The 18,606-nt window shown below is 73.1% G+C and carries 20 protein-coding genes; 14 read left to right on the top strand and 6 right to left on the bottom strand.

The genetic code is table 11. The features are described 5' to 3' along the window. Positions 1-19: 19 nt before the first annotated feature. Together AB0D67_RS22485 and AB0D67_RS22480 are read left to right on the top strand one after the other, a co-directional pair. Positions 20-625, top strand: coding sequence for an RNA polymerase sigma factor (locus tag AB0D67_RS22485; protein ID WP_362938861.1), 606 nt, complete (start codon positions 20-22; stop codon positions 623-625). After that, positions 618-1,778 (top strand): CU044_5270 family protein, encoded by a 1,161-nt coding sequence (locus AB0D67_RS22480; protein ID WP_362938858.1) that lies wholly within the window; start codon positions 618-620, stop codon positions 1,776-1,778. The genes AB0D67_RS22485 and AB0D67_RS22480 overlap by 8 nt, the downstream gene beginning before the upstream one ends. A gap of 83 nt (positions 1,779-1,861) precedes the next feature. On the opposite strand, the gene AB0D67_RS22475 is transcribed toward AB0D67_RS22480, so the two are convergent. Together AB0D67_RS22475 and AB0D67_RS22470 are read right to left on the bottom strand one after the other, a co-directional pair. Then, positions 1,862-2,365 carry a hypothetical protein gene (locus AB0D67_RS22475; protein WP_362938855.1) on the bottom strand — a complete coding sequence of 168 codons (504 nt, stop codon included), beginning with the start codon at positions 2,363-2,365 and terminating at the stop codon, positions 1,862-1,864. A 31-nt stretch (positions 2,366-2,396) separates the two neighbouring features. Beyond that, on the bottom strand, positions 2,397-2,633 hold the full coding sequence (locus AB0D67_RS22470) for a type II toxin-antitoxin system VapB family antitoxin (protein WP_362938852.1): 237 nt from the start codon (positions 2,631-2,633) through the stop codon (positions 2,397-2,399). Between the two features lie 173 nt (positions 2,634-2,806). Between AB0D67_RS22470 and proC the strand changes: the two genes are divergently transcribed. The 7 genes from proC (at position 2,807) to AB0D67_RS22435 (ending at position 8,726) form a co-directional block, all read left to right on the top strand. Beyond that, positions 2,807-3,601 (top strand): pyrroline-5-carboxylate reductase, encoded by a 795-nt coding sequence (gene proC, locus AB0D67_RS22465; protein ID WP_362938849.1) that lies wholly within the window; start codon positions 2,807-2,809, stop codon positions 3,599-3,601. A 278-nt stretch (positions 3,602-3,879) separates the two neighbouring features. Beyond that, positions 3,880-5,043, top strand: coding sequence for an acetoin utilization protein AcuC (locus AB0D67_RS22460; RefSeq protein WP_362938846.1), 1,164 nt, complete (start codon positions 3,880-3,882; stop codon positions 5,041-5,043). Then, on the top strand, positions 5,040-5,942 hold the full coding sequence (locus AB0D67_RS22455; RefSeq protein WP_362938843.1) for a phosphatase: 903 nt from the start codon (positions 5,040-5,042) through the stop codon (positions 5,940-5,942). The genes AB0D67_RS22460 and AB0D67_RS22455 overlap by 4 nt, the downstream gene beginning before the upstream one ends. 322 nt (positions 5,943-6,264) lie before the next feature. Continuing rightward, positions 6,265-6,468 carry a helix-turn-helix domain-containing protein gene (locus AB0D67_RS22450; protein ID WP_179820581.1) on the top strand — a complete coding sequence of 68 codons (204 nt, stop codon included), beginning with the start codon at positions 6,265-6,267 and terminating at the stop codon, positions 6,466-6,468. A gap of 262 nt (positions 6,469-6,730) precedes the next feature. Then, complete coding sequence (locus AB0D67_RS22445) at positions 6,731-6,829, top strand: AURKAIP1/COX24 domain-containing protein (RefSeq protein WP_018654693.1); 99 nt, start codon at positions 6,731-6,733, stop codon at positions 6,827-6,829. Between the two features lie 23 nt (positions 6,830-6,852). Beyond that, entirely contained in the window at positions 6,853-7,878 is a 1,026-nt protein-coding gene (locus tag AB0D67_RS22440; protein ID WP_362938839.1) for an NAD-dependent epimerase/dehydratase family protein, read from the top strand. Continuing rightward, positions 7,875-8,726 (top strand): lysophospholipid acyltransferase family protein, encoded by an 852-nt coding sequence (locus AB0D67_RS22435; protein ID WP_362938836.1) that lies wholly within the window; start codon positions 7,875-7,877, stop codon positions 8,724-8,726. The genes AB0D67_RS22440 and AB0D67_RS22435 overlap by 4 nt, the downstream gene beginning before the upstream one ends. A 170-nt stretch (positions 8,727-8,896) precedes the next feature. Here AB0D67_RS22435 and AB0D67_RS22430 read toward each other — a convergent pair whose 3' ends face one another. The 3 genes from AB0D67_RS22430 to AB0D67_RS22420 all read right to left on the bottom strand — a co-directional run bounded on the left by AB0D67_RS22430 (position 8,897) and on the right by AB0D67_RS22420 (position 11,532). Next, the gene (locus tag AB0D67_RS22430; RefSeq protein ID WP_362938833.1) at positions 8,897-9,778 is read right to left on the bottom strand and encodes an HAD-IB family hydrolase; all 882 of its coding nucleotides are present in this window, start codon (positions 9,776-9,778) and stop codon (positions 8,897-8,899) included. Positions 9,779-9,952: 174 nt separating this feature from the next. Next, entirely contained in the window at positions 9,953-10,696 is a 744-nt protein-coding gene (locus AB0D67_RS22425; RefSeq protein WP_362938830.1) for a DUF5667 domain-containing protein, read from the bottom strand. A gap of 194 nt (positions 10,697-10,890) precedes the next feature. After that, positions 10,891-11,532, bottom strand: a complete 642-nt coding sequence (locus AB0D67_RS22420; RefSeq protein ID WP_362938827.1) for a sigma-70 family RNA polymerase sigma factor — start codon at positions 11,530-11,532, stop codon at positions 10,891-10,893. A gap of 203 nt (positions 11,533-11,735) precedes the next feature. Here AB0D67_RS22420 and AB0D67_RS22415 point away from each other — a divergent pair, with 203 nt between their 5' ends. After that, complete coding sequence (locus AB0D67_RS22415) at positions 11,736-13,409, top strand: antibiotic biosynthesis monooxygenase (protein WP_362938824.1); 1,674 nt, start codon at positions 11,736-11,738, stop codon at positions 13,407-13,409. A 78-nt stretch (positions 13,410-13,487) separates the two neighbouring features. On the opposite strand, the gene AB0D67_RS22410 is transcribed toward AB0D67_RS22415, so the two are convergent. Beyond that, positions 13,488-13,736: a glutaredoxin family protein gene (locus tag AB0D67_RS22410; RefSeq protein WP_362938821.1), complete on the bottom strand. Its 249-nt coding sequence runs from the start codon at positions 13,734-13,736 to the stop codon at positions 13,488-13,490. 243 nt (positions 13,737-13,979) lie between these two features. On the opposite strand from AB0D67_RS22410, the gene AB0D67_RS22405 reads away from it, so the two are divergent. The 4 genes from AB0D67_RS22405 to AB0D67_RS22390 all read left to right on the top strand — a co-directional run bounded on the left by AB0D67_RS22405 (position 13,980) and on the right by AB0D67_RS22390 (position 18,592). Continuing rightward, positions 13,980-14,687, top strand: coding sequence for a redox-sensing transcriptional repressor Rex (locus AB0D67_RS22405; RefSeq protein ID WP_362938818.1), 708 nt, complete (start codon positions 13,980-13,982; stop codon positions 14,685-14,687). A 106-nt stretch (positions 14,688-14,793) separates the two neighbouring features. Beyond that, entirely contained in the window at positions 14,794-16,098 is a 1,305-nt protein-coding gene (locus tag AB0D67_RS22400) for a glutamyl-tRNA reductase (RefSeq protein WP_362938815.1), read from the top strand. Continuing rightward, a complete protein-coding gene (gene hemC, locus AB0D67_RS22395) occupies positions 16,065-17,015 on the top strand; it encodes a hydroxymethylbilane synthase (RefSeq protein WP_362938812.1) in 951 nt (316 codons plus the stop codon). Before AB0D67_RS22400 ends, hemC begins: the two co-directional genes overlap by 34 nt. Then, entirely contained in the window at positions 17,012-18,592 is a 1,581-nt protein-coding gene (locus AB0D67_RS22390; RefSeq protein ID WP_362938809.1) for a bifunctional uroporphyrinogen-III C-methyltransferase/uroporphyrinogen-III synthase, read from the top strand. Before hemC ends, AB0D67_RS22390 begins: the two co-directional genes overlap by 4 nt. The last annotated feature ends 14 nt before the right edge of the window (positions 18,593-18,606 follow it).

Genomic DNA, 18,606 nt, shown 5'->3' with positions numbered 1-18,606 from the left:
CCGTCCCGCGGGACGGAGCATGATCGCTCCCCATCCCACGCCCGGCCGTCCCGGCCCCGAGACCGGCGGGAGCCCGCCGGACCTCGATTTCGACCGGATCTTCGACGACCACTTCGCCGAGATCCACCGCTACGTCGCCCGCCGCCTGGACGTCCACGCCGCCGACGACCTCGCGGCCGAGACCTTCCTCCGCGCCTTCCGCGACCGCGACCGCTTCGACGCCGCGCGAGGAGAGATCCGCCCCTGGCTGTACGGCATAGCCACCAATCTGCTCGCCAAACACCGGCGGAGTGAGGTCCGCCGGTGGAAGGCGCTCGCCCGCACCGCCGTACGCGACGCCGCCGACCGTCCCGGCGGCCACGCGGACGGCCACGAGGACAGGGTGACCGCGCGGGTCGCCGCGGGGCGGGTGACCGGCCGGCTCGCGGGGGCGCTGACCGGCCTGGCCGAGCGGGACCGGAACGTGGTCCTGCTCGTCGCGCTCGGCGGCCTCTCCCATGCCGAGGTGGCCGCCGCGCTGGATATCCCCTACGGGACCGTCGCGTCCCGGCTGAACCGGGCCCGCAGGCGGCTCCGCGAGGCGCTCGGCGACATCGACCCGCTGAAGGAGGACCACGATGGATGAGATCACCCTGCTGGCGTCGTCGCTTCCGGACGCCCCGCCGCCGTCGCCCGAGGTCGTCGCCCGCGCCCGCGCCCGGCTGTCCGCCGCAGAGACGACCCGGCCGGTACGGCGCCGCGTACGCCTCCGCCTCCGGCCGTGGACGTGGACCGTCGCCACCGCCGTCGCGACGGCCGCGGTGATCCTGGCCGTCACGGCCGGGGTCGGGGCCGGAGGAGGGCCCGGGGACGGCCCCGCGACGGCGGTGTCTGCGCCGACCGGCCCCCAGGCTCTGCTGGACATCGCCGCCAGGGCGGAGGCGCTGCCCGCGGAGACCCCCGGGGCGTACTGGCGGCGCAGGACCGTCAACGGCTCGCTCACCCGATGGGGGGACGGAGCCGGCCGCTACATGATGCTCTCCACCAGTGAGCTGGACTCGTGGACGCCTCGCGATCCCCGCGACCCCGGTTTCACCCGCATCGACAAGCTGGCGGACCGTCCCGCCACTCCTGAGGACGCGGCCACCTGGCGGGAGCGGGGCGCTCCGGGCCGCCGCGGCGGCGCTCCGAGCCCCGACGGCCCGATCGCGGAGTGCGCCGGGGAGGCGGACTGCGCGCCGAAGCGGGTGCGGTGCACCTACTCCTGGGAGGTCGACCCGAAGGGGATCCTCTACGACCGTAGGATGGGCGAGCTGACCTTCGCCGACCTGGAGGCGCTGCCCAGGGACGCCGACGCGCTGCTCGAACGGTTCAAGGCGATCCCGAGGCCCGATGGCCCGTCGCGGGAGGAGGACTGGTTCTTCTCCGCGGTCTCGCTGCTGAATCTGCCGAGTCCGCCGGGCCTGCGAGCGGCGGCGCTGCGAATCCTCGCCGGCCTGCCGGGCACCCGGATGGTCGGTGAGATCACCGACCCGCTCGGCCGCCCGGGGGTCGCGGTGCGGATCAACGCCGAAGGGGCCGGCGAGTCCGAAATAGGCGACGCCACGGTCCCCACCGACTACCAGGTCGTCCTCGACCCCGTCACCGGTGAGATGATCGGCGACCGCTCCACAGTCGTCCGGGACACCGAGGGCGTGTCCGCCGGCACGGTGATCGGTTACGCGGCCTACACCGAGCAGGGATGGACGGGCGAGCGGCCCGAGCGGCCGCAGGGATGCAAGGAGGGCCCGGTCGGGTGAGGCCGGCGCGCCCACGCCGAGGGCGTCTCGTGCCGGTGCGCCCCCAGGGCGGGCGGGCCCGGTGGGACCGGCGCGGGTCCGCGTCAGCGGGCCCCGTCGACCACCTTGCGCTTGCCCAGGGGGGCCTTGAGCTTGACGGTCGTCATCTTCTTGACGGCGATGTCGATGCAGGCGACGTTCTGCGCCTTGCTGCTCGGCCCCTCCCAGAGGGTGACGGTCACCCGCCGGGCCGTCTCCTTGACGCTCACCCGGTCGAGGACCGTACAGGGCTCCACCCCCGACCACCAGACGACCCGCAGGCTCCGGCCGTCCTTGGACGGCTTGGCCGTGAGCCATCGGGCCTTGCGGGGGTTGACGGTGTGGCCCTCGGGCCGCACCGGCTTGGGCGTGCCGTGCGTGGACTCGTCGCGGGGCGCCACGGGCGGCACGGTGTGCGAGACCGGCTGCGAGGGGCCGGTGGCCGTTCCGGCGCCGTGCCCCGCCGGGGCGGTCGTGGTGACCGAGGCCGCGGTGCCACCCTGCTCGACGCCGCAGGCCGCGGCGAGCAACAGGCTGCCGGCCAGGAGAGAGGTCGTGATCGTCCGCATACCCCTACAACGTCCCGGCCGCCGGACCGGTTCACGGAGACCGTTCATCCCGCCACGCCGCCTTGACGGACCGGCGAGCATGGATCGCTTCGTCGAACTCACCCCGTGCGGCGCGGGCCGAGAGCCTCTCCAGCGCTTGGACGCGTCTGACGCGGGCCACGTACTCCCGCAGGATCCGATTGACGGCTTCCTCCTTTGTCGTGGCGCCCAGCATCCGCATGGCCTCGGCGAGCACCTCGTCGTCGATATCGATCCGAGTGACGGCCATGTCGTCCTTCCACGCCGATGGACACCATGTATGTCATATGCTCTCGGTCTCGGCCCTGTCCTGCGAACCGCGCCAGATGACCAGGAGTGAACGCCGCCCGGTGCCATGCGGGCGGACCCCTTAGGCTGGGGATTCACTTCTCCCGATGGTCCTCTCACGCGAGGTGCGCCGAAATGATCGCGATTCTGGGAACCGGCAAGATGGGCGAGGCCCTGCTGTCCGGGCTGATCCGGGCCGGGGCAGGGCCGGACGAGGTGCTGGTCACCGCGCGCCGCGCCGAGCGCGCCGCGGACCTCAGGGAACGGTACGGCGTGCAGGTGGTCTCCAACGCCGAGGCCGCCAAGTCCGCCGACACGCTCATCCTCGCGGTCAAGCCCCAGGACATGGCCGCCCTGCTGACGGAGATCGCCCCGCACGTCCCGGGCGACCGCCTGGTGGTCACGGCGGCGGCGGGCATCACCACCTCCTTCGTGGAGTCCCGGCTGGGCGGCGAGATCCCGGTGGTCCGGGTGATGTCCAACACGCCGGTGCTGGTGGACGAGGCGATGAGCGTGATCTCGGCGGGCGCCCACGCCTCCGAGAGGCACCTGGAGCTCACCGAGAACCTGCTGCGGCCGGTCGGCAAGGTGCTGCGCATCCCCGAGTCGCAGCAGGACGCCGCGACCGCGCTGTCCGGCAGCGGCCCGGCCTACTTCTTCTATCTCGTCGAGGCCATGGTCGACGCGGGCATCCTGCTCGGCATGCCCCGCGCCGCGGCCCTCGACATGGTCACGCAGTCGATCGTCGGCGCGGCCATCATGCTGCGCGACTCCGGTGAGCACCCGGTGATCCTGCGCGAGGCGGTCACCTCCCCGGGCGGCACCACCATCTCGGCCATCGCCGAGCTGGAGCGCCACAGCGTCCGGGCCGCCTTCCTGGCGGCCATCGAGGCCGCCCGCGACCGCAGCCGCCAGCTCGCCGCCGGCTGACCGGCGCTCCGCCGTACCCACCGGCAGGCTGGGGTGTGGGGCGAATAAATATGGATATTTCGCTTAGATGAAAAGCGTTCGCTCCTCCGGAGTATCCGTACCGGTCCCCGCCCGCCGGGGTGCGGTAGCGTCGGCCGGAGCGGGGGGACCCCGGGGGAGCGCGGCATCGCCGCGCCCGGCGGGGGAGAACCCGTGAGCGAGCAGCCCGTGAGCGAGAGCGGAGGGCGGCCCGGGGAGCGCGGCGGCCCGCGCACCAGGCCGGCGAAGGAGGAGGACCCGTGAGCCGTTCCGTGCGGGTCGTCTGGGACGACGCCCTCACCTCCTACGACTTCGGCCCGGGGCACCCGCTCGCCCCCGTGCGGGTCGAGCTGACCATGGCCCTGGCGCGGGAGCTGGGCGTGCTGGACGCGGTCGAGGTGACCGGCTGCGCGCCCGCCACCGACGACGAGCTGGCGCTGGTCCACACGCGCGACTACATCGAGGCCGTCAGGCGGGTGTCCGTGACCGGGCGGCCCGACCTGTTCCACGGGCTCGGCACCGAGGACAACCCGGCCTTCACCGGGGTGCACGAGGCGTCCGCGCTGATCACCGGCGCCAGCCTGGCCGCCGCCCGCGCGGTCTGGACGGGCGAGGCCGAGCACGCGGTGAACGTGGCGGGGGGCCTGCACCACGCGATGCCCTCCGCAGCGAGCGGGTTCTGCGTGTACAACGACCCGGCGGTGGCGATCGCCTGGCTGCTCGACCAGGGCGCGACGAGGGTCGCCTACGTCGACGTGGACGTCCACCACGGCGACGGCGTCCAGGCGGCGTTCTACGACGACCCCAGGGTCCTGACCGTCAGCCTGCACGAGAGCCCGAAGACCCTCTTCCCCGGAACGGGCTTCCCCGGGGAGACCGGGGCGGAGGGCACGGCGGTCAACGTGGCGCTGCCGGCGGGCTGCGGCGACGGCGGCTGGCTGCGGGCCTTCCACGCGGTGGTCCCGCCGCTGCTGAGGGGGTTCGCCCCCGAGATCCTGGTCACCCAGCACGGCTGCGACAGCCACGCGCTGGACCCGCTGGCCCACCTGATGCTCAGCCTGGACGGCCAGCGCGCCGCCTACGCCGCGCTGCACGAGCTGGCCCACGAGACCGCGGGCGGGCGCTGGGTCGTCACCGGGGGAGGGGGCTACGAGCTGGTGCAGGTCGTTCCCCGGGCCTGGACGCACCTGCTGGCCGAGGTCGCGGGCCGGCCGCTCGACCCGGCCACCGCCACCCCGCCGGAGTGGCGCAAGGTCACCAAGGAGCGGACGGGTCAGACGGCGCCGCTGACGCTGACCGACGGCAGGAAGCCGGAGTTCGCCGACTTCTCCGCCGGATACGACCCGGCGGATCCGATCGACCGGGCCGTCATGGCCACCAGGAAGGCCGTCTTCCCCCTCCACGGGCTGGACCCTCTCCCGTGACCCGGCCGGACCCGTCCGCGACCTCACCGGGCCCTTCCACGGCCCGGCCGGGCCCCTCCGCGTCCCCGCCGGACCCGTCCGAGGCCCGGCCGGGTCCCTCCCCGGCGCCGCCGGATCGCGAGGCCCTCCGTGACCACCTCGTCCGCACCCGGATCGCCGGTGACGTGGCGACCAGCCGGGAGAACAACCTCGACCACTACCGGTCGCTGGCCAACCGCGACCCCTACCACCTGTTCGGGCTCACCCTGCGGGGCCGCTGGTCCTACCGGGACGTGCTGGAGCTGATGGCCGGGTCCGCCGGGGTGGTGGCCGACCCGGGGCACCGGGAGGGCCAGGACACCATCGACCCCGACCTGACGATCGCCGCGGTGGAGGCGATGGGCGACACGATCGCCGGGGTGCTGCGCCGCGGCGCCCCGCGGGTCCTGATGGCCACGGGCCACCCCACGGGCCTGCTCACCGTCCACCTCGCCCTGGCCAGGCTGCTGCGCCGGCACGGCGCGGTCATGATGAGCCCGGCCGAGGGCTGGTCCTACTGGGGCTCCGGGTACGGCCGCAAGCGCAAGATCCGGTACATGGACGACGTGGCCATGCTGGACGACCGGGGCGCCTTCGTGCACACCCACGACCCGGCCCCGATGGAGGCCATGCTCGATGGGATCACCGGGCCCGGGGCCGGCCGGCCGGACCTGGTGATCGCCGACCACGGCTGGGCCGGCGCGGCGGGTGAGGCGGGCCTCCTCACGGTCGGGTTCGCCGACAGCAACGACCCCGCGCTCTTCGTCGGGGAGGCGGAAGGCAAGATCGCTGTCACCGTGCCGCTCGATGACAATGTGCTACCGAGGCATTACGATCCGCTTACGAAGTATCTGGTCGAGAGGGTCGTGCGGGCCCTGTGAGGCGTGGGGGGCGTCGTTGCGGACGTCCCTATACCGGCTTTTCGCGCCTGCATTCCGCCCACCTCGCCGACCGTTTGTCAACTTTTTGGAGATTGTGGGCGACTCTAATAGGAGACAGTTGGTCCGTTCCAAGATCTAGGCGAGGGGCACGGTCCGGCTGCTGGCCAGCGAGTTTCTCCGTTTCGCTGACGTGGGACTGCGGGGGCTGACAAAATAGGGGGTTTGCGCACTCCGAGTCCCGACTTACGCTGACGGCAGTACACGTGCGTGAGCGATGGCACCAGTGGGGATAACCCGGAAACACGTGCGGAAGAGGCGTCCGATGGCTGCAGGCGAAAGACCTCTCAGTGAGGTGAAGTTCCTGACCGTGGCCGAGGTGGCCACCGTCATGAGGGTGTCCAAGATGACCGTTTACCGACTCGTGCATTCGGGCGAGCTGCCGGCCATCCGGGTCGGCCGATCCTTCCGGGTGCCGGAGCAGGCGGTTCACGACTATCTGAGGGACGCCTACATCGAGGCGGGTTGAAGCGGTGAGCTCCCCGGCGCCGGCCGGGGGGCGCCGGCCGCAGACCGTCCGGGAGAGGCGATCGGCCCGCCGGTCCCCGACCCCGGCCGGTGACGGCGGAGCAGGACGAGGTAGCGGCGCGCGCGGCGCGCCGTGAGTTCCCAAAACGTCCCCCGGGTCTCCCCCAGGGCCGATCTACCGTGGATCGCCGGTAGTCTGTTGAGCCGGTGTGTTGTTCGCGCACCGGTTTGACAATCTCGGCTACCAGCTACCTGGGGGTCCCGTGGGCTCTGTGATCAAGAAGCGCCGCAAGCGCATGGCGAAGAAGAAGCACCGCAAGCTTCTCAAGAAGACCCGCATCCAGCGGCGTAACAAGAAGTAGCGAAGCGGATCTGCGAGGCGTCGATGACCCACACCGTGCTCGTCACCGGGGTCTCGCGCCACATCGGCGCCCGGGTGGCGAGCGTTCTCGCGGCAGACCCGGAGATCGACCGGGTCATCGGAGTGGACACGGCGCCGCCGCCCTCGCTGTCAGGTGATGGCGGCGTCCCCCTCGGCCGGACGGAGTTCGTCCGCGTGGATCCGCGCGGCCCCGACATCGCCAAGGTGATCGCGGGCGCCGACGTCGACACGGTGGTCCACATGAGTCTGGTGAGCGCTCCCTCCCGGAGCGGCGGCCGGGCGCTCATGAAAGAGCAGAACGTCATCGGCACCATGCAGCTGCTCGGTGCCTGTCAACGGTCCGCCACGGTCCGCCGTCTCGTCGTGCGCTCGACCACGTCCGTCTACGGATCCTCTCCCCGAGACCCGGCGGTCTTCACCGAGGACGCCGAGCCGGCCGAGCCGCCGGCGCACGGTTACGCCAAGGACGCCTGCGAGGTCGAGGGCTACGTCCGCGGGTTCGTCCGGCGCCGCCGCGACGTGGCCGTCACCACCCTCAGGTTCGCCAACTTCATGGGGCCCGGCGTCGACTCGCCGCTGACCCGGTACTTCACCCAGCCCGTCCTGCCGACGGTGCTCGGCTTCGACCCCCGGCTGCAGTTCGTCCACGAGGACGACGCGGTCGAGGTGCTCAGGCGGACGGCCACCGAGGACCATCCCGGCACGTTCAACGTGGCCGGGGACGGCGTGCTCCTGCTGTCGCAGTGCGTCCGCCGGGCCGGGCTGGTCGCGGTCCCGGTGCCCTCTCCGGCCTTCCAGCTCATGGGCGAGCTCGCCCGGGGCGCCGGCCTGGTCGACTTCTCCCCCGAGCAGCTCCGCCTGATGCGCCACGGCCGCGTCGTCGACACCGCCGCGCTGACCGCGGCCCTCGGCCGGCGGCCGGTGTTCTCGACCGCCGCGGCCTTCGACGACTTCCTGCGGGCCCGCGACATCGCCGGCGGCCTGCCCGTGGCCGTGACGGACCTGCTCACCCGGGCGGCGACCCGGTGAGCGACGTCGACCGGCGCGTCGCCGAACTGCTGGCCCTCCTGCGCCGCCGCGTCACGGGCGACTACGAGGTCGACGAGTTCGGCTTCGACCCCGAGCTCACCGACAAGGTGCTGCTGGAGCTGATCCGCCCGCTGTACCGCGACTGGTTCCGCGTCGAGACCACCGGCATGGAGCACGTGCCGGCCGGCTCCGGGGCCCTCGTCGTGGCCAACCACTCGGGCACCATCCCGCTGGACGGGCTCATGCTCCAGGTGGCCCTGCACGACCACCACCCCGCCCGCCGCGCGCTCCGGCTCCTCGGCGCCGACCTGGTCTACCGCCTCCCGCTGCTCGGCCACCTGGCCCGGAAGTCCGGCCACACCCTGGCCTGCCGGGAGGACGTCGACCGCCTGCTGCGCAAGGGCGAGCTGGTCGGGGTCTTCCCCGAGGGGTTCAAGGGCGTCGGCAAGCCGTTCTCCGAGCGGTACCGGTTGCAGCGGTTCGGCCGCGGAGGGTTCGTCGCCTCGGCCATCCGCGCCCAGACGCCGATCGTGCCCTGCGCGATCGTGGGGGCGGAGGAGATCTACCCCAAGATCGGCGACCTGCGCCTGCTGGCCAGGGCCCTCGGCCTGCCGTACTTCCCCGTCACCCCGCTGTTCCCGTGGCTGGGACCGCTCGGCGCGGTGCCGCTGCCGTCCAAGTGGGTGATCGGGTTCGGCGAGCCGGTCCGGACCGACGAGTTCGACCCCGCCGACGCCGACGACCCCATGGTGGTCTTCCACCTCACCGACCAGGTCCGCGAGATCATCCAGCAGCAGCTCAACGAGCTGCGGCTGCGGCGGGGCCACGCCTTCCCGCCGTTCTTCTGACCCGCTCCCCCCGGAGACCTCCGGCGGACCCCCGGGGCCGCCCGGCGGGACGGCCGAGCCGTACGGGGCCGGTCCGTACGAAGGGCGGACCGACCGCACGGAACCCGCGCAGAGGCCGCACGGAACCCGCGCAGAGGCCGCACGGAACCCGCGCAGAGGCCGTACGGGGGTCAGCGGGCGCGGTGGAGGCGGCGCAGCGCGATGGCGGCCGCCACGCCGCCGGCCAGGGCCCCCAGGCCCGCGGCGATGGGCAGACCGATCATGGTGGCCTTGCGGCCGGTGCGGAAGTCCTTGATCGCCCACTGGTTCTGCCGGGCGTGGTCGCGCAGCTCGGCGTCGGGGTTGATCGCGGTGGCGTTGCCGACGATGGACAGCAGCGGCAGGTCGTTGGCCGAGTCGCTGTAGGCCGAGCAGCGGCTCAGGTCGAGGCCCTCCCGGCGGGCCAGCGCGCGCACGGCCTCCGCCTTGGCCGGGCCGTGGAGCAGGTCGCCGACCAGGCGGCCGGTGTAGACGCCGTCGCTGGTCTCCGCCACGGTGCCGAGGGCGCCGGTCAGGCCGAGGCGCTGGGCGATGACCCGGGCGAGCTCCACCGGGGTCGCGGTGACCAGCCAGACCCGCTGGCCGGCGTCGAGGTGGCTCTGGGCCAGGGCCCGGGTGCCGGCCCAGATGCGGTCGGCCATCACCTCGTCGTAGATCTCCTCGCCCAGCTGGACGATGTCCTCGACCTTGTTGCCCGCCACGAACGCCAGCGCGGCCTCCCTGGCCTCGGCGATGTGCTCGGGGTTCTCGCCGCCGCGGACCCGGAAGACCGTCTGGCCGAACGCGAACCTCAGCAGGTCGCGGGTGGTGAACAGGCCACGGGAGGCCAGGCCGCGGGCGAAGTAGTAAATGGACGCGCCGCGCATCATCGTGTTGTCCACGTCGAAGAAGGCGGCGGCGGTCGGGTCGGGCTCGACCATCGGCAGCGCGACCGCCGCAGCGGCCGCCACCTCTCCGGCTGCCACCTCTCCGGCCGTCCCCGCCTCGTCCCGGTTTCGTAGTAGCCGCCTCATGGACCTCAGCTTAACCGGCGCAGGCGGGTTAAACCGGTATACAACGCGGGGCCGGGAGGCGACGCGCGACGGGCCGGCGGCCCTCCGCCGACTCTTCGCGGCCACTCCGCGGGCCCGGTCACGGCCCGGCGGACGGCCCCCGTGGCGGCTCCGGGCGGGTCCCGCGCCGGTCCGTCAGCCGGGGGGAGCGAGCTGGATGATGTAGTGGAGGTAGCCGTTGGCCCGGCGCTGTTCCTCGACGTCCAGCCTGGGGAGCATGCCCTCGATCTGGTTCCGTTGCTTCTGGACGAAGCGCTTGAGCTGGCGGGATTCGCGGGAGTCGCGGCGGCGCACCCGGGTGAGGGAGGAGACCGCCGAGCGGGTCGTGTCCTCCATGTCCTTGAGGGTCTGCCGGATCAGGCGCTTCTCCCGCCGGGAGGAGCCGAGGAGCTCCTCGACCTCGTGGGCGCGGGTCTCGGCGTAGCCGAAGGAGCGGTCGGCCCGCTCGGCCTCGTCGGCGCTCAGGTGGAACAGCGTGCTCTCGGCGGCCCGCTTGAGGGGGTAGAGCGTCTCCCCGGGCATCGACCGGTAGGTGACCAGGGCCGCCGCCAGCATCGCCGTCACCAGTCCCGCGCTCACGAGCCGGTAGAGCCGGCCGGGCTGCGGGCGCCGCACCCGGACGCCCCGCCGGCCGCGCCTGCGGTGCCGGGCCTGGGGCGCCGGGACGACCGGCGCCGCGGGTTCGTCCGCCCCGGCGAGGTCCTCCTGGGCGGGGTCCGTCCCGGCGGGGTCCTCCCGGGCGGCGTTCGTCAGGCGCTCGCGCAGCCCGGCACGGAACTCCGGCCGGGGCACGCCGTCCATCCGGGTGCCGAGCCTCGTGACGTGGCTCCGGGCGCGTGCCCGGGACCCGCGCGAGATGCCGCGCAGCCACTCACCCATGAACGCTCCCTGCCGCCCCAGATCCGTGACGCATCGTGTCATCTGCCTAACGACGGCCCAGCGTGGCGGGTTACGCGCCGCACGGACCGGGCTTCGCGGGACCTCGCCGAAGCCTCACGGGGGCCTCAGGGGCCCCGGCGGGCTCGCGGGGTCCCCCCGCCGGGTTCGCGGGGCTCACGCCGCCACACACGGGTTCAGCCGAGATCCGACGGCAGCGCGCGGGCGAGGGCCCTGATCGCGCGGAACTGCAGCGCCTTGATGGCCCCGCTCTTCTTCCCCATGATCAGCGCGGTCTCCGCCAGCGACATGCCGTGCAGGAACCGCAGCACCACGCACTCCTGCTGCTCGGGCCCCAGGTCGCGGACCGCGCTGAGCACCCGGTCGCTGACCATGGCGGTGACGACGGCGTTCTCCGGGATGTGCGGGCCGTCGAGCGGGGTGTCGACCACCTCGGCGGTCGAGACCTCCAGCCGGTATCTGCCGGACTTGAAGTGGTCGGCGATCAGGTTCCTGGCGATGGTCACGAGCCAGGCCCCGAAGTCACGGCCCTGCCAGGTGAAATCGGTGATCCGGCGCAGCGCCCGGAGGAAGGTCTCGCTGGTGAGGTCCTCCGCCAGCGGATGGGAGCCGACCCGGAAGTAGACGTAGCGGTACACCAGGTCGAGGTAGCGGTCGTAGAGCGCGCCGAACGCGTCCGTGTCCCCGGTCTTGGCGCGCAGCACGAGCTCGCGGAGCTCCTCCACGGCGTCCGCGCGCGCGGCGGGCTCGTCGCCGCGGACGGGGAGCGTTCCGACGGCGGTGGGGAGGTGCCCGGCGAGCGGCCACGTGTCTGGCATCCGGTATCCCTGTGGGGGAGAGGGTGCGGCGTGCCCGCTCACTCTAGGAATCAAACAGGTGATTCCACAATCCAAACGACAAAATCGTGACTCACGGTAGTCATCTGATATCGCGGTACTCCGGGCCGATCCGGCCGCGGTGTCCGGAGGTTCGGCCGCCCGGCTACCGGTAGGGGGCCGATGTCCGGCAGCATGGGGGCACCATGGAAGTCCTCGTCGCTGTCATCGCATTCGCCGGATCACTCCTCGCGGCCGTCGCCACCGCCGCCCTCGTCGGCCGGTTCCGCAGCGAGCCCACGGGATGGGCGATCGCCTGGAGTCTCACGACGGCGGCGCTGTGCGTGTCACTCGGAGTGATCGGCGCAGGTCACCTGCTGGGATTCGGGGCGGCCACGTTCCGCGCGTACCAGCTGACCGGCTCCCTGCTGGCCCCGCTATGGCTGGCCGTCGGGGTCGTCCAGCTGCTGACGCGCGGGGCCGGCCTCAGATTCGCCTCATGGCTCGTGGGCGCCGGGTTCACGATCGTCGGCGCCGTGATCCTGGCGGTCGACCGGGTCGAGGAGGAGAAGAGCTTCGGCAAGTCCCTCCCGGTCGGAAGCGTCCACTGGGGTCTGCCGCCGACCTATGTGCTGCTGGCCGTCCACGTCGTGGCCGCGCTCGTCCTGGTGGCGGGGGTCGCGGTGGCGGTGCGGCGGTGGAGGGGCGGCGACGAGTACGACGCCGACAACATGCACGCCCTCCTCGTGCTGGGCCCGACCGGCCTGGCCCTCGTGGGGGCGATGAGCTTCGCCGTACCGGGGATGTTCACCGCGTTGCTGCTCTGCGTCGCCGCGGCCGCGATCTGGTACGGCCTGCTCCGCCCGCTCGCGCCGTACGAGGACGACGACGAGGACGAGGACGAGGGCGGATACGACGCCCCGGCGGGCGGCTCCGGCGGGCGCGAGCCGGCGGGCCGTCGCGCGGCCCTCGGGCGGACCGCCGCGGACGTCCCGGTCGTGGGGCGGACCGCCGCGGACGTCCCCGTCGCGGGGATGCGTGCCCTCGCCGAGGAGCCCCCGCGCCGCTCCGGCCTCGGCGACCTCGTCGCCGAGTACCGGGCGGGCGAGCCGGAGCCCGAGGGCGGGGGCCGCAGACGCCGGTCGGCGCAGCCCCGGCCCGCCGGGGACGACCCGTTCGGCGGCCCGGCCACCGGCATGTTCATGGCGGGCGAGTACGGCATGCCGCCCGGCGCGGGCGGGTACGACCCGCAGGCCGGACCGCACGACGGCCAGGCCGGCTCCACCGGCGAGTACGACATCCCGCTGAACGAGTACGGCAGGCGTCCCGCCGGCCCCAGCACGGGCGAGTTCGCCGTCTCCGACTCGCCGCTGCGGCCCATGGCGGCCGACCAGGCGTTCGGCGCTCCGCAGGCCCGGCACGGCCGCCCCGACGCGTCGTCCCCCGGCCTGCCGGGCGTCCCGGGCGGTCACGGCCGGGCGGCCGGGCCGCCGGAGACCGGCGCGGTGTACTCCGGGGCGGCGGCCGGACGGCCGGGCAGGACCGTACGCCCCTCGCCGAACGTCTTCGGGCTGCTGACCGTCTTCACCCTCATCGACGGCACCGGTGAGATGTTCGACCGGCTGGCCGAGGAGACGGTCGAGGCCGTCCGCGGCGCGGAGCCCGACACGCTGATCTACGCCTGCCACGCCGTGAAGTCGGCCCCGCTCCAGCGCATCGTCTACGAGATCTACCGGGACGAGGTGGCCTACGCCGAGCACCAGCGCCAGCCGCACGTCGAGCGGTTCGTCAGCGAGCGCCAGAACATGGTGCTCGCCACCAACGTGATCGACCTCAGGGTGAACGCCGCCAAGGTGCTCCCGCTGCCGACGTCCTTCTGACGGCCTGCCGACGGCCTTTTGGCCTTCTGGCGGCCGGTGCGGCGTCCTTCTGGCGGCCGGGCACGGCCCGGCCGCGTCTCAGGAGGCCAGCGCGGCGCGCAGCCTGGCCTCGTCGACGCGCCAGAAGTCGTGCTGCACGCCGTCGACCAGGGTCACCGGGATCATCTCCCAGTACTTCGCCTGGTCCTCGGCGGAGGCGGTGATGTCGCGCTCCTCCCAGGGGACGCCCAGCTCCGTGGCGACCCGCTCGATCACCGCCCGGGCGTCGTCGCACAGGTGACAGCCGGGCTTGCCGAGCAGGGTGATGCGGTGGTCCTGCGGTGCCATGGCAGTCACCGTAGCCGAGCCGTACGGCGGTGCCGCGCGCGGCGTGCCCCGGGCCGCCGCCCACCCGGACACGGCGGGACGCCCCAGGACGCCGACGACATCAGGGCCGCACGAGCGCGGATGCGTGAACTTTCACTTTGTGCATCGCTTCACAAAGGGACTAACCTGAAAGACAGTGGCCTCACCTCGTCATCCGCCGCGTTCCGGCCGCGCCGGTCGCCTGTCCCCCTGGAGCTCCGGCACGTGATCCGCCGTCCGTCCCACGCTCGCGAACGCGGCATACCCGAGGCGACCGTCGCCCGGCTGCCGCTCTACCTGCGAGCCCTCAACGGCATGTCCGAGAGGGGCCTGGCCACGGTGAGCTCCGAGGACCTCGCGTCGGCGGCCGGGGTGAACTCCGCCAAGCTCCGCAAGGACCTGTCGCACCTGGGCTCCTACGGCACCCGCGGGGTCGGCTACGACGTCGAGTACCTCATCTACCAGATATCCCGTGAGCTGGGTCTCACCCAGGACTGGGCCGTGGCCATCGTCGGAGTGGGTAACCTCGGTCGTGCGCTCGCCAACTACGGCGGGTTCGTTTCCCGTGGCTTCCGGGTCGCCGCCCTCTTCGACGCCGACCCCGAAGTGGTGGGCGACCACATCGCGGGATTGAATGTGGAGCACATCGACGATCTGGAGACCGTCATCAGGCGGCGGGGAGTGTCGATCGTGGTGCTCGCGACACCGGCGACGGCCGCACAGCAGGTGGCCGACAGGGTCATCGCCGCCGGGGTCACCAGCATCCTGAACTTCGCCCCCGTCGTGCTCACGGTGCCCGAGGGCGTCGATATCCGTAAGGTCGACCTGTCAATCGAACTTCAGATCCTCGCGTTCCACGAGCAGCGCAAGACGGATCGGATGAGTGGGGGACCCGCGATGGCCGAGGAGTGGCCCGAGGCGGTGGACTTGTGAGCGGCGGACCCGGAAGGCCCGGCAGGCTCCGGAGGCACGGCATCGCCCGGGCGGGCGCGGACATCGTGGCCGGCCGGCGCCGGCCGGTGAAGGAGGTCGGGACCCGGTGAGCGTTCTCGTCGTCGGTCTGAGCCACCGCACGGCTCCCATGGCCCTGCTCGAACGGGTGTCGGTCACGGGTGACGCGCTGGTGAAGCTGCTTCACGACGTCCAGCGCGACCCCGCCGTGGCCGAGGCGATGGTGGTCTCCAGTTGCAACCGGGTCGAGGTCTACGCCGTCGTCGACCGGTTCCACGCCGCGGTCAACGGGCTGTCGGAGCTGCTCGGCGTCCACTCCGGCGTCCCCCTCGACCAGCTCTCGGCCCACCTGTACGTGCACTACGAGGACCGCGCCGTCGAGCACCTGTTCTCGGTCGCCGCCGGGCTCGACTCGATGGTCCTGGGCGAGGGCCAGATCCTCGGGCAGGTCCGCTCGGCCCTGCGGCTCGCCCAGGAGGAGGGCACGCTCGGCGCGACGCTCAACGACCTCGTCCAGCAGGCGCTCCGGGTCGGCAAGCGCTCCCACGCCGAGACCGGCATCGACCGGGCCGGCGCGTCCCTGGTGAGCGTCGGCCTCACCCTGGCGGAGCGGGTGATCGGCCCGGTCGGGGACCGCACCGCGCTGGTCGTCGGAGCCGGCTCGATGAGCTCCCTGTCCGCCGCGACCCTGCAGCGGGCGGGCGTCACCGACATCGTGGTGGTCAACCGCACCCACGAGCGCGCCGTACGGCTGGCGCAGGCGGTCGGCGGCCGGGCCGCCGAGTTCGGCGAGCTGGCGGCCGAGCTGGACCGCGCCGACCTGGTCATCTCGTGCACCGGCGCCACCGACCTGGTCATCACCGCCGACATGGTCCCGGCCAGGGAGATGTTCCTGCTGGACATCGCGCTGCCGCGGGACGTCGACCCCGCGGTGCGCGACCTCCCCGGCGTCACCCTCGTCGATCTGGAGTCGATGCAGGACGGCATCGCCGATGCCGACACCGACGACGGCGGGCGCGCCGAGGCGATCGTCTCCGTGCGGGAGATCGTCGCCGATGAGGTCGCGGCCTACCTGTCGGCCGAGCGGGCCTCGCGGGTCACGCCGACCGTGGTCGCGCTGCGCAGCAAGGCCGCCGACGTGGTCGAGGCGGAGCTCGGGCGGCTCGTCTCCCGGCTCCCGGAGCTCGACGGGCGGGCCAGGGACGAGGTCACCCAGACGATCCGGCGCGTGGTCGACAAGCTGCTCCACGAGCCCACCGTGCGTGTCAAGCAGCTCGCGCAGTCCCCGGCGGGCGATCATTATGCCGAGGCGCTGCGCGAGCTGTTCAATCTGGACCCGAAGGTCCCCGCCGCAGTGAGATGCGCCGATGTCGAGAAGGAGGTGGGCAGGTGAGCGGCGTTTCCTCCCCGCTCAGGCTGGGAACGCGTCGTAGCCTCATGGCGACGACCCAGTCGGGCCTGGTCGCCGACCGGTTCACCGCGCTGACCGGCCGCTCCGTCGAGCTCGTCGGCGTCACCACCTTCGGCGACGTCTCCAAGGCCAACCTCACCCAGCTCGGCGGGACGGGCGTCTTCGTCAGCGCGCTGCGCGACAAGCTGATCGACGGTGAGATCGACTTCGCGGTCCACTCGCTCAAGGACCTGCCGACCACCCAGGACCCGCGGGTGACCATCGCCGCCATCCCGCCGCGCGACGACCCCCGGGACGCGCTGGTCGGTACGGCGAAGCTCGCCGACCTCCCGCCCGGCGCGAAGATCGGCACCGGCTCGCCCCGCAGGATCGCCCAGCTGCGGGTGCTCCGCCCCGACCTTGAATACGTCCCCATCAGGGGAAACGCCGACACCCGGATCGGCAAGGTGACCTCCGGTGAGCTGCACGGCGTCGTGCTGGCCGCCGCCGGGCTCGGCCGGCTGGGCCGGGAGGCGGAGATCGCCCAGATCTTCGAGGCCGAGGAGATGCTCCCCGCGCCCGGGCAGGGCGCGCTGGCCGTGGAGTGCCGGTCCGACCGGGCCGACCTCGTCGAGCTCCTCGGCGTGCTCGACGACGCCGCAACCCGGGCCGCGGTGACCGCCGAGCGGGCCGTCCTCGCCGCCCTGGAGGCGGGATGCGCCGCGCCGGTGGGGGCGTACTCCGCTCACCAGGGGGAACAACTCATTCTTACCGCCGCTGTCGTCGCCGTGGACGGCAGCCGCGCGGTGCGCAAGTCCACCGCCGGAGACCCTTCGGCGTCCGTGAACCTCGGTCGCGACCTCGCCTCCGAGATGATCGCCGAAGGGGCCGGCACGTTGATAGGGGAGCAAGCACATTGAGCTCCGGAAGTACCGCCTTCGAGAGCCCCGCGGGCTTCGTCGCCTTCGTGGGCGCCGGCCCCGGTGACGAGGGCCTGCTCACGCTCCGCGGCGCCGACCTGCTCTCGAAGGCCGACCTCGTCGTGCTCGACCGGGAGGCCTACGGTGCGCTGTTGCGTCACTGCCGTCCGGAGACCGAGGTCGTGGACGCCGCCGAGGAGGGCGCCGTCTCGCTGAGGGCCGTCACGGCGGCCAAGGACGGTCGCCGCGCCGTGCGCCTGTGCGCCGGCGACCCGATGTTCTTCTCCTCGATCACCGACGAGGTCGCGGCCTGCGCGAAGGCGGAGGTGGACTTCGAGATCGTGCCGGGCGTGCCCCCGGCCACGGCGGTGCTGACCTACGCGGGCATCCCCGCGGCGGTGTCGGTGCCGGAGTTCCGGGTCGTGGACGCCACCCAGGTCGAGGACTGGTCCGCCCACGCGGCCGGCGCCGGCACCCTGGTGATCTACAACGGCGTCGCCGAGGCCGTCCCGATCGCCAAGGCGCTCATCGCGGCGGGACGCCCCGACTCCACCCCGGTCGCGGTCAGCGGCGCGGGCACCACCACCGAGCAGTACACCGTGGTGAGCACCCTCGGCCGGATCGGCCCCGACCTGAAGCACGCCGGGGTCACCGAGCCCGCCCTGATCGTGGTCGGCGAGGCCGTCGGCATGCGCGACCGGCTGTCGTGGTTCGAGACCAAGCCGCTGTTCGGCTGGCGGGTCCTGGTGCCGCGCACCAAGGAGCAGTCGGCCGCCCTGGTCGAGCAGCTGCGTTCCTACGGCGCCGTGCCCGAGGAGGTCCCCACGATCTCCGTCGAGCCGCCGCGCACCCCGCAGCAGATGGACCGGGCGATCAAGGGCCTGGTCACCGGACGCTACGAGTGGGTGGCGTTCACCAGCGCCAACGCGGTCAAGGCGGTGCGGGAGAAGTTCGAGGAGTACGGCCTGGACGCCCGCGCGTTCGCCGGGCTCAAGGTCGCGGCGGTCGGCGAGGCCACCGCCGCCGCGCTCGTGGCGTTCGGCGTCAAGCCCGACCTGGTGCCGTCCGGGGAGCAGTCCTCGGAGGGCCTGCTCGCCGAGTGGCCGCCGTACGACTCCATGCTCGACCCGATCAACCGGGTGCTGCTGCCCCGCGCCGACATCGCCACCGAGACGCTGGTGGCCGGGCTCACCGAGCTCGGCTGGGAGTGCGACGACGTGACCGCCTACCGGACCGTCCGCGCGGCGCCGCCGCCCGCGCCGATCCGGGAGGCCATCAAGGGCGGCGGGTTCGACGCGGTGCTGTTCACCTCGTCGAGCACCGTGCGCAACCTGGTGGGCATCGCGGGCAAGCCGCACAACGTCACGGTCATCGCGGTGATCGGCCCGCAGACCGCCAAGACGGCCGAGGAGTTCGGCCTGCGCGTCGACGTCATGGCCGACAGGCCCTCCACGTCGGCCCTGGCGTCCGCGCTGGCCGAGTACGGCGCCAAGCAGCGGCAGGCCGCCGTCGGGGCCGGAGACGTCCCCCGCAGGCCCTCCCAGACCCGGAGGGGAGCCCGGCGCCGCGCCAAATAGACTGGGAACCGTGC

Source organism: Streptosporangium sp. NPDC048047 (assembly GCF_040653115.1).
Taxonomy (GTDB): domain Bacteria; phylum Actinomycetota; class Actinomycetes; order Streptosporangiales; family Streptosporangiaceae; genus Streptosporangium.
The sequence above is the reverse complement of the archived record's forward strand: the minus strand, read 5'-3'. Positions and strand labels throughout refer to the sequence as shown.

Bases quoted from the DNA above. Each gene is read 5' to 3' on its own strand.
- AB0D67_RS22485 (WP_362938861.1), top strand. From the start codon at position 20: ATGATCGCTCCCCATCCCACGCCCGGCCGTCCCGGCCCCGAGACCGGC.
- AB0D67_RS22480 (WP_362938858.1), top strand. From the start codon at position 618: ATGGATGAGATCACCCTGCTGGCGTCGTCGCTTCCGGACGCCCCGCCG.
- AB0D67_RS22475 (WP_362938855.1), bottom strand. From the start codon at position 2,365: ATGCGGACGATCACGACCTCTCTCCTGGCCGGCAGCCTGTTGCTCGCC.
- AB0D67_RS22470 (WP_362938852.1), bottom strand. From the start codon at position 2,633: ATGGCCGTCACTCGGATCGATATCGACGACGAGGTGCTCGCCGAGGCC.
- proC (WP_362938849.1), top strand. From the start codon at position 2,807: ATGATCGCGATTCTGGGAACCGGCAAGATGGGCGAGGCCCTGCTGTCC.
- AB0D67_RS22450 (WP_179820581.1), top strand. From the start codon at position 6,265: ATGGCTGCAGGCGAAAGACCTCTCAGTGAGGTGAAGTTCCTGACCGTG.
- AB0D67_RS22440 (WP_362938839.1), top strand. From the start codon at position 6,853: ATGACCCACACCGTGCTCGTCACCGGGGTCTCGCGCCACATCGGCGCC.
- AB0D67_RS22430 (WP_362938833.1), bottom strand. From the start codon at position 9,778: ATGAGGCGGCTACTACGAAACCGGGACGAGGCGGGGACGGCCGGAGAG.
- AB0D67_RS22425 (WP_362938830.1), bottom strand. From the start codon at position 10,696: ATGGGTGAGTGGCTGCGCGGCATCTCGCGCGGGTCCCGGGCACGCGCC.
- AB0D67_RS22420 (WP_362938827.1), bottom strand. From the start codon at position 11,532: ATGCCAGACACGTGGCCGCTCGCCGGGCACCTCCCCACCGCCGTCGGA.
- AB0D67_RS22415 (WP_362938824.1), top strand. From the start codon at position 11,736: ATGGAAGTCCTCGTCGCTGTCATCGCATTCGCCGGATCACTCCTCGCG.
- AB0D67_RS22410 (WP_362938821.1), bottom strand. From the start codon at position 13,736: ATGGCACCGCAGGACCACCGCATCACCCTGCTCGGCAAGCCCGGCTGT.
- hemC (WP_362938812.1), top strand. From the start codon at position 16,065: ATGCGCCGATGTCGAGAAGGAGGTGGGCAGGTGAGCGGCGTTTCCTCC.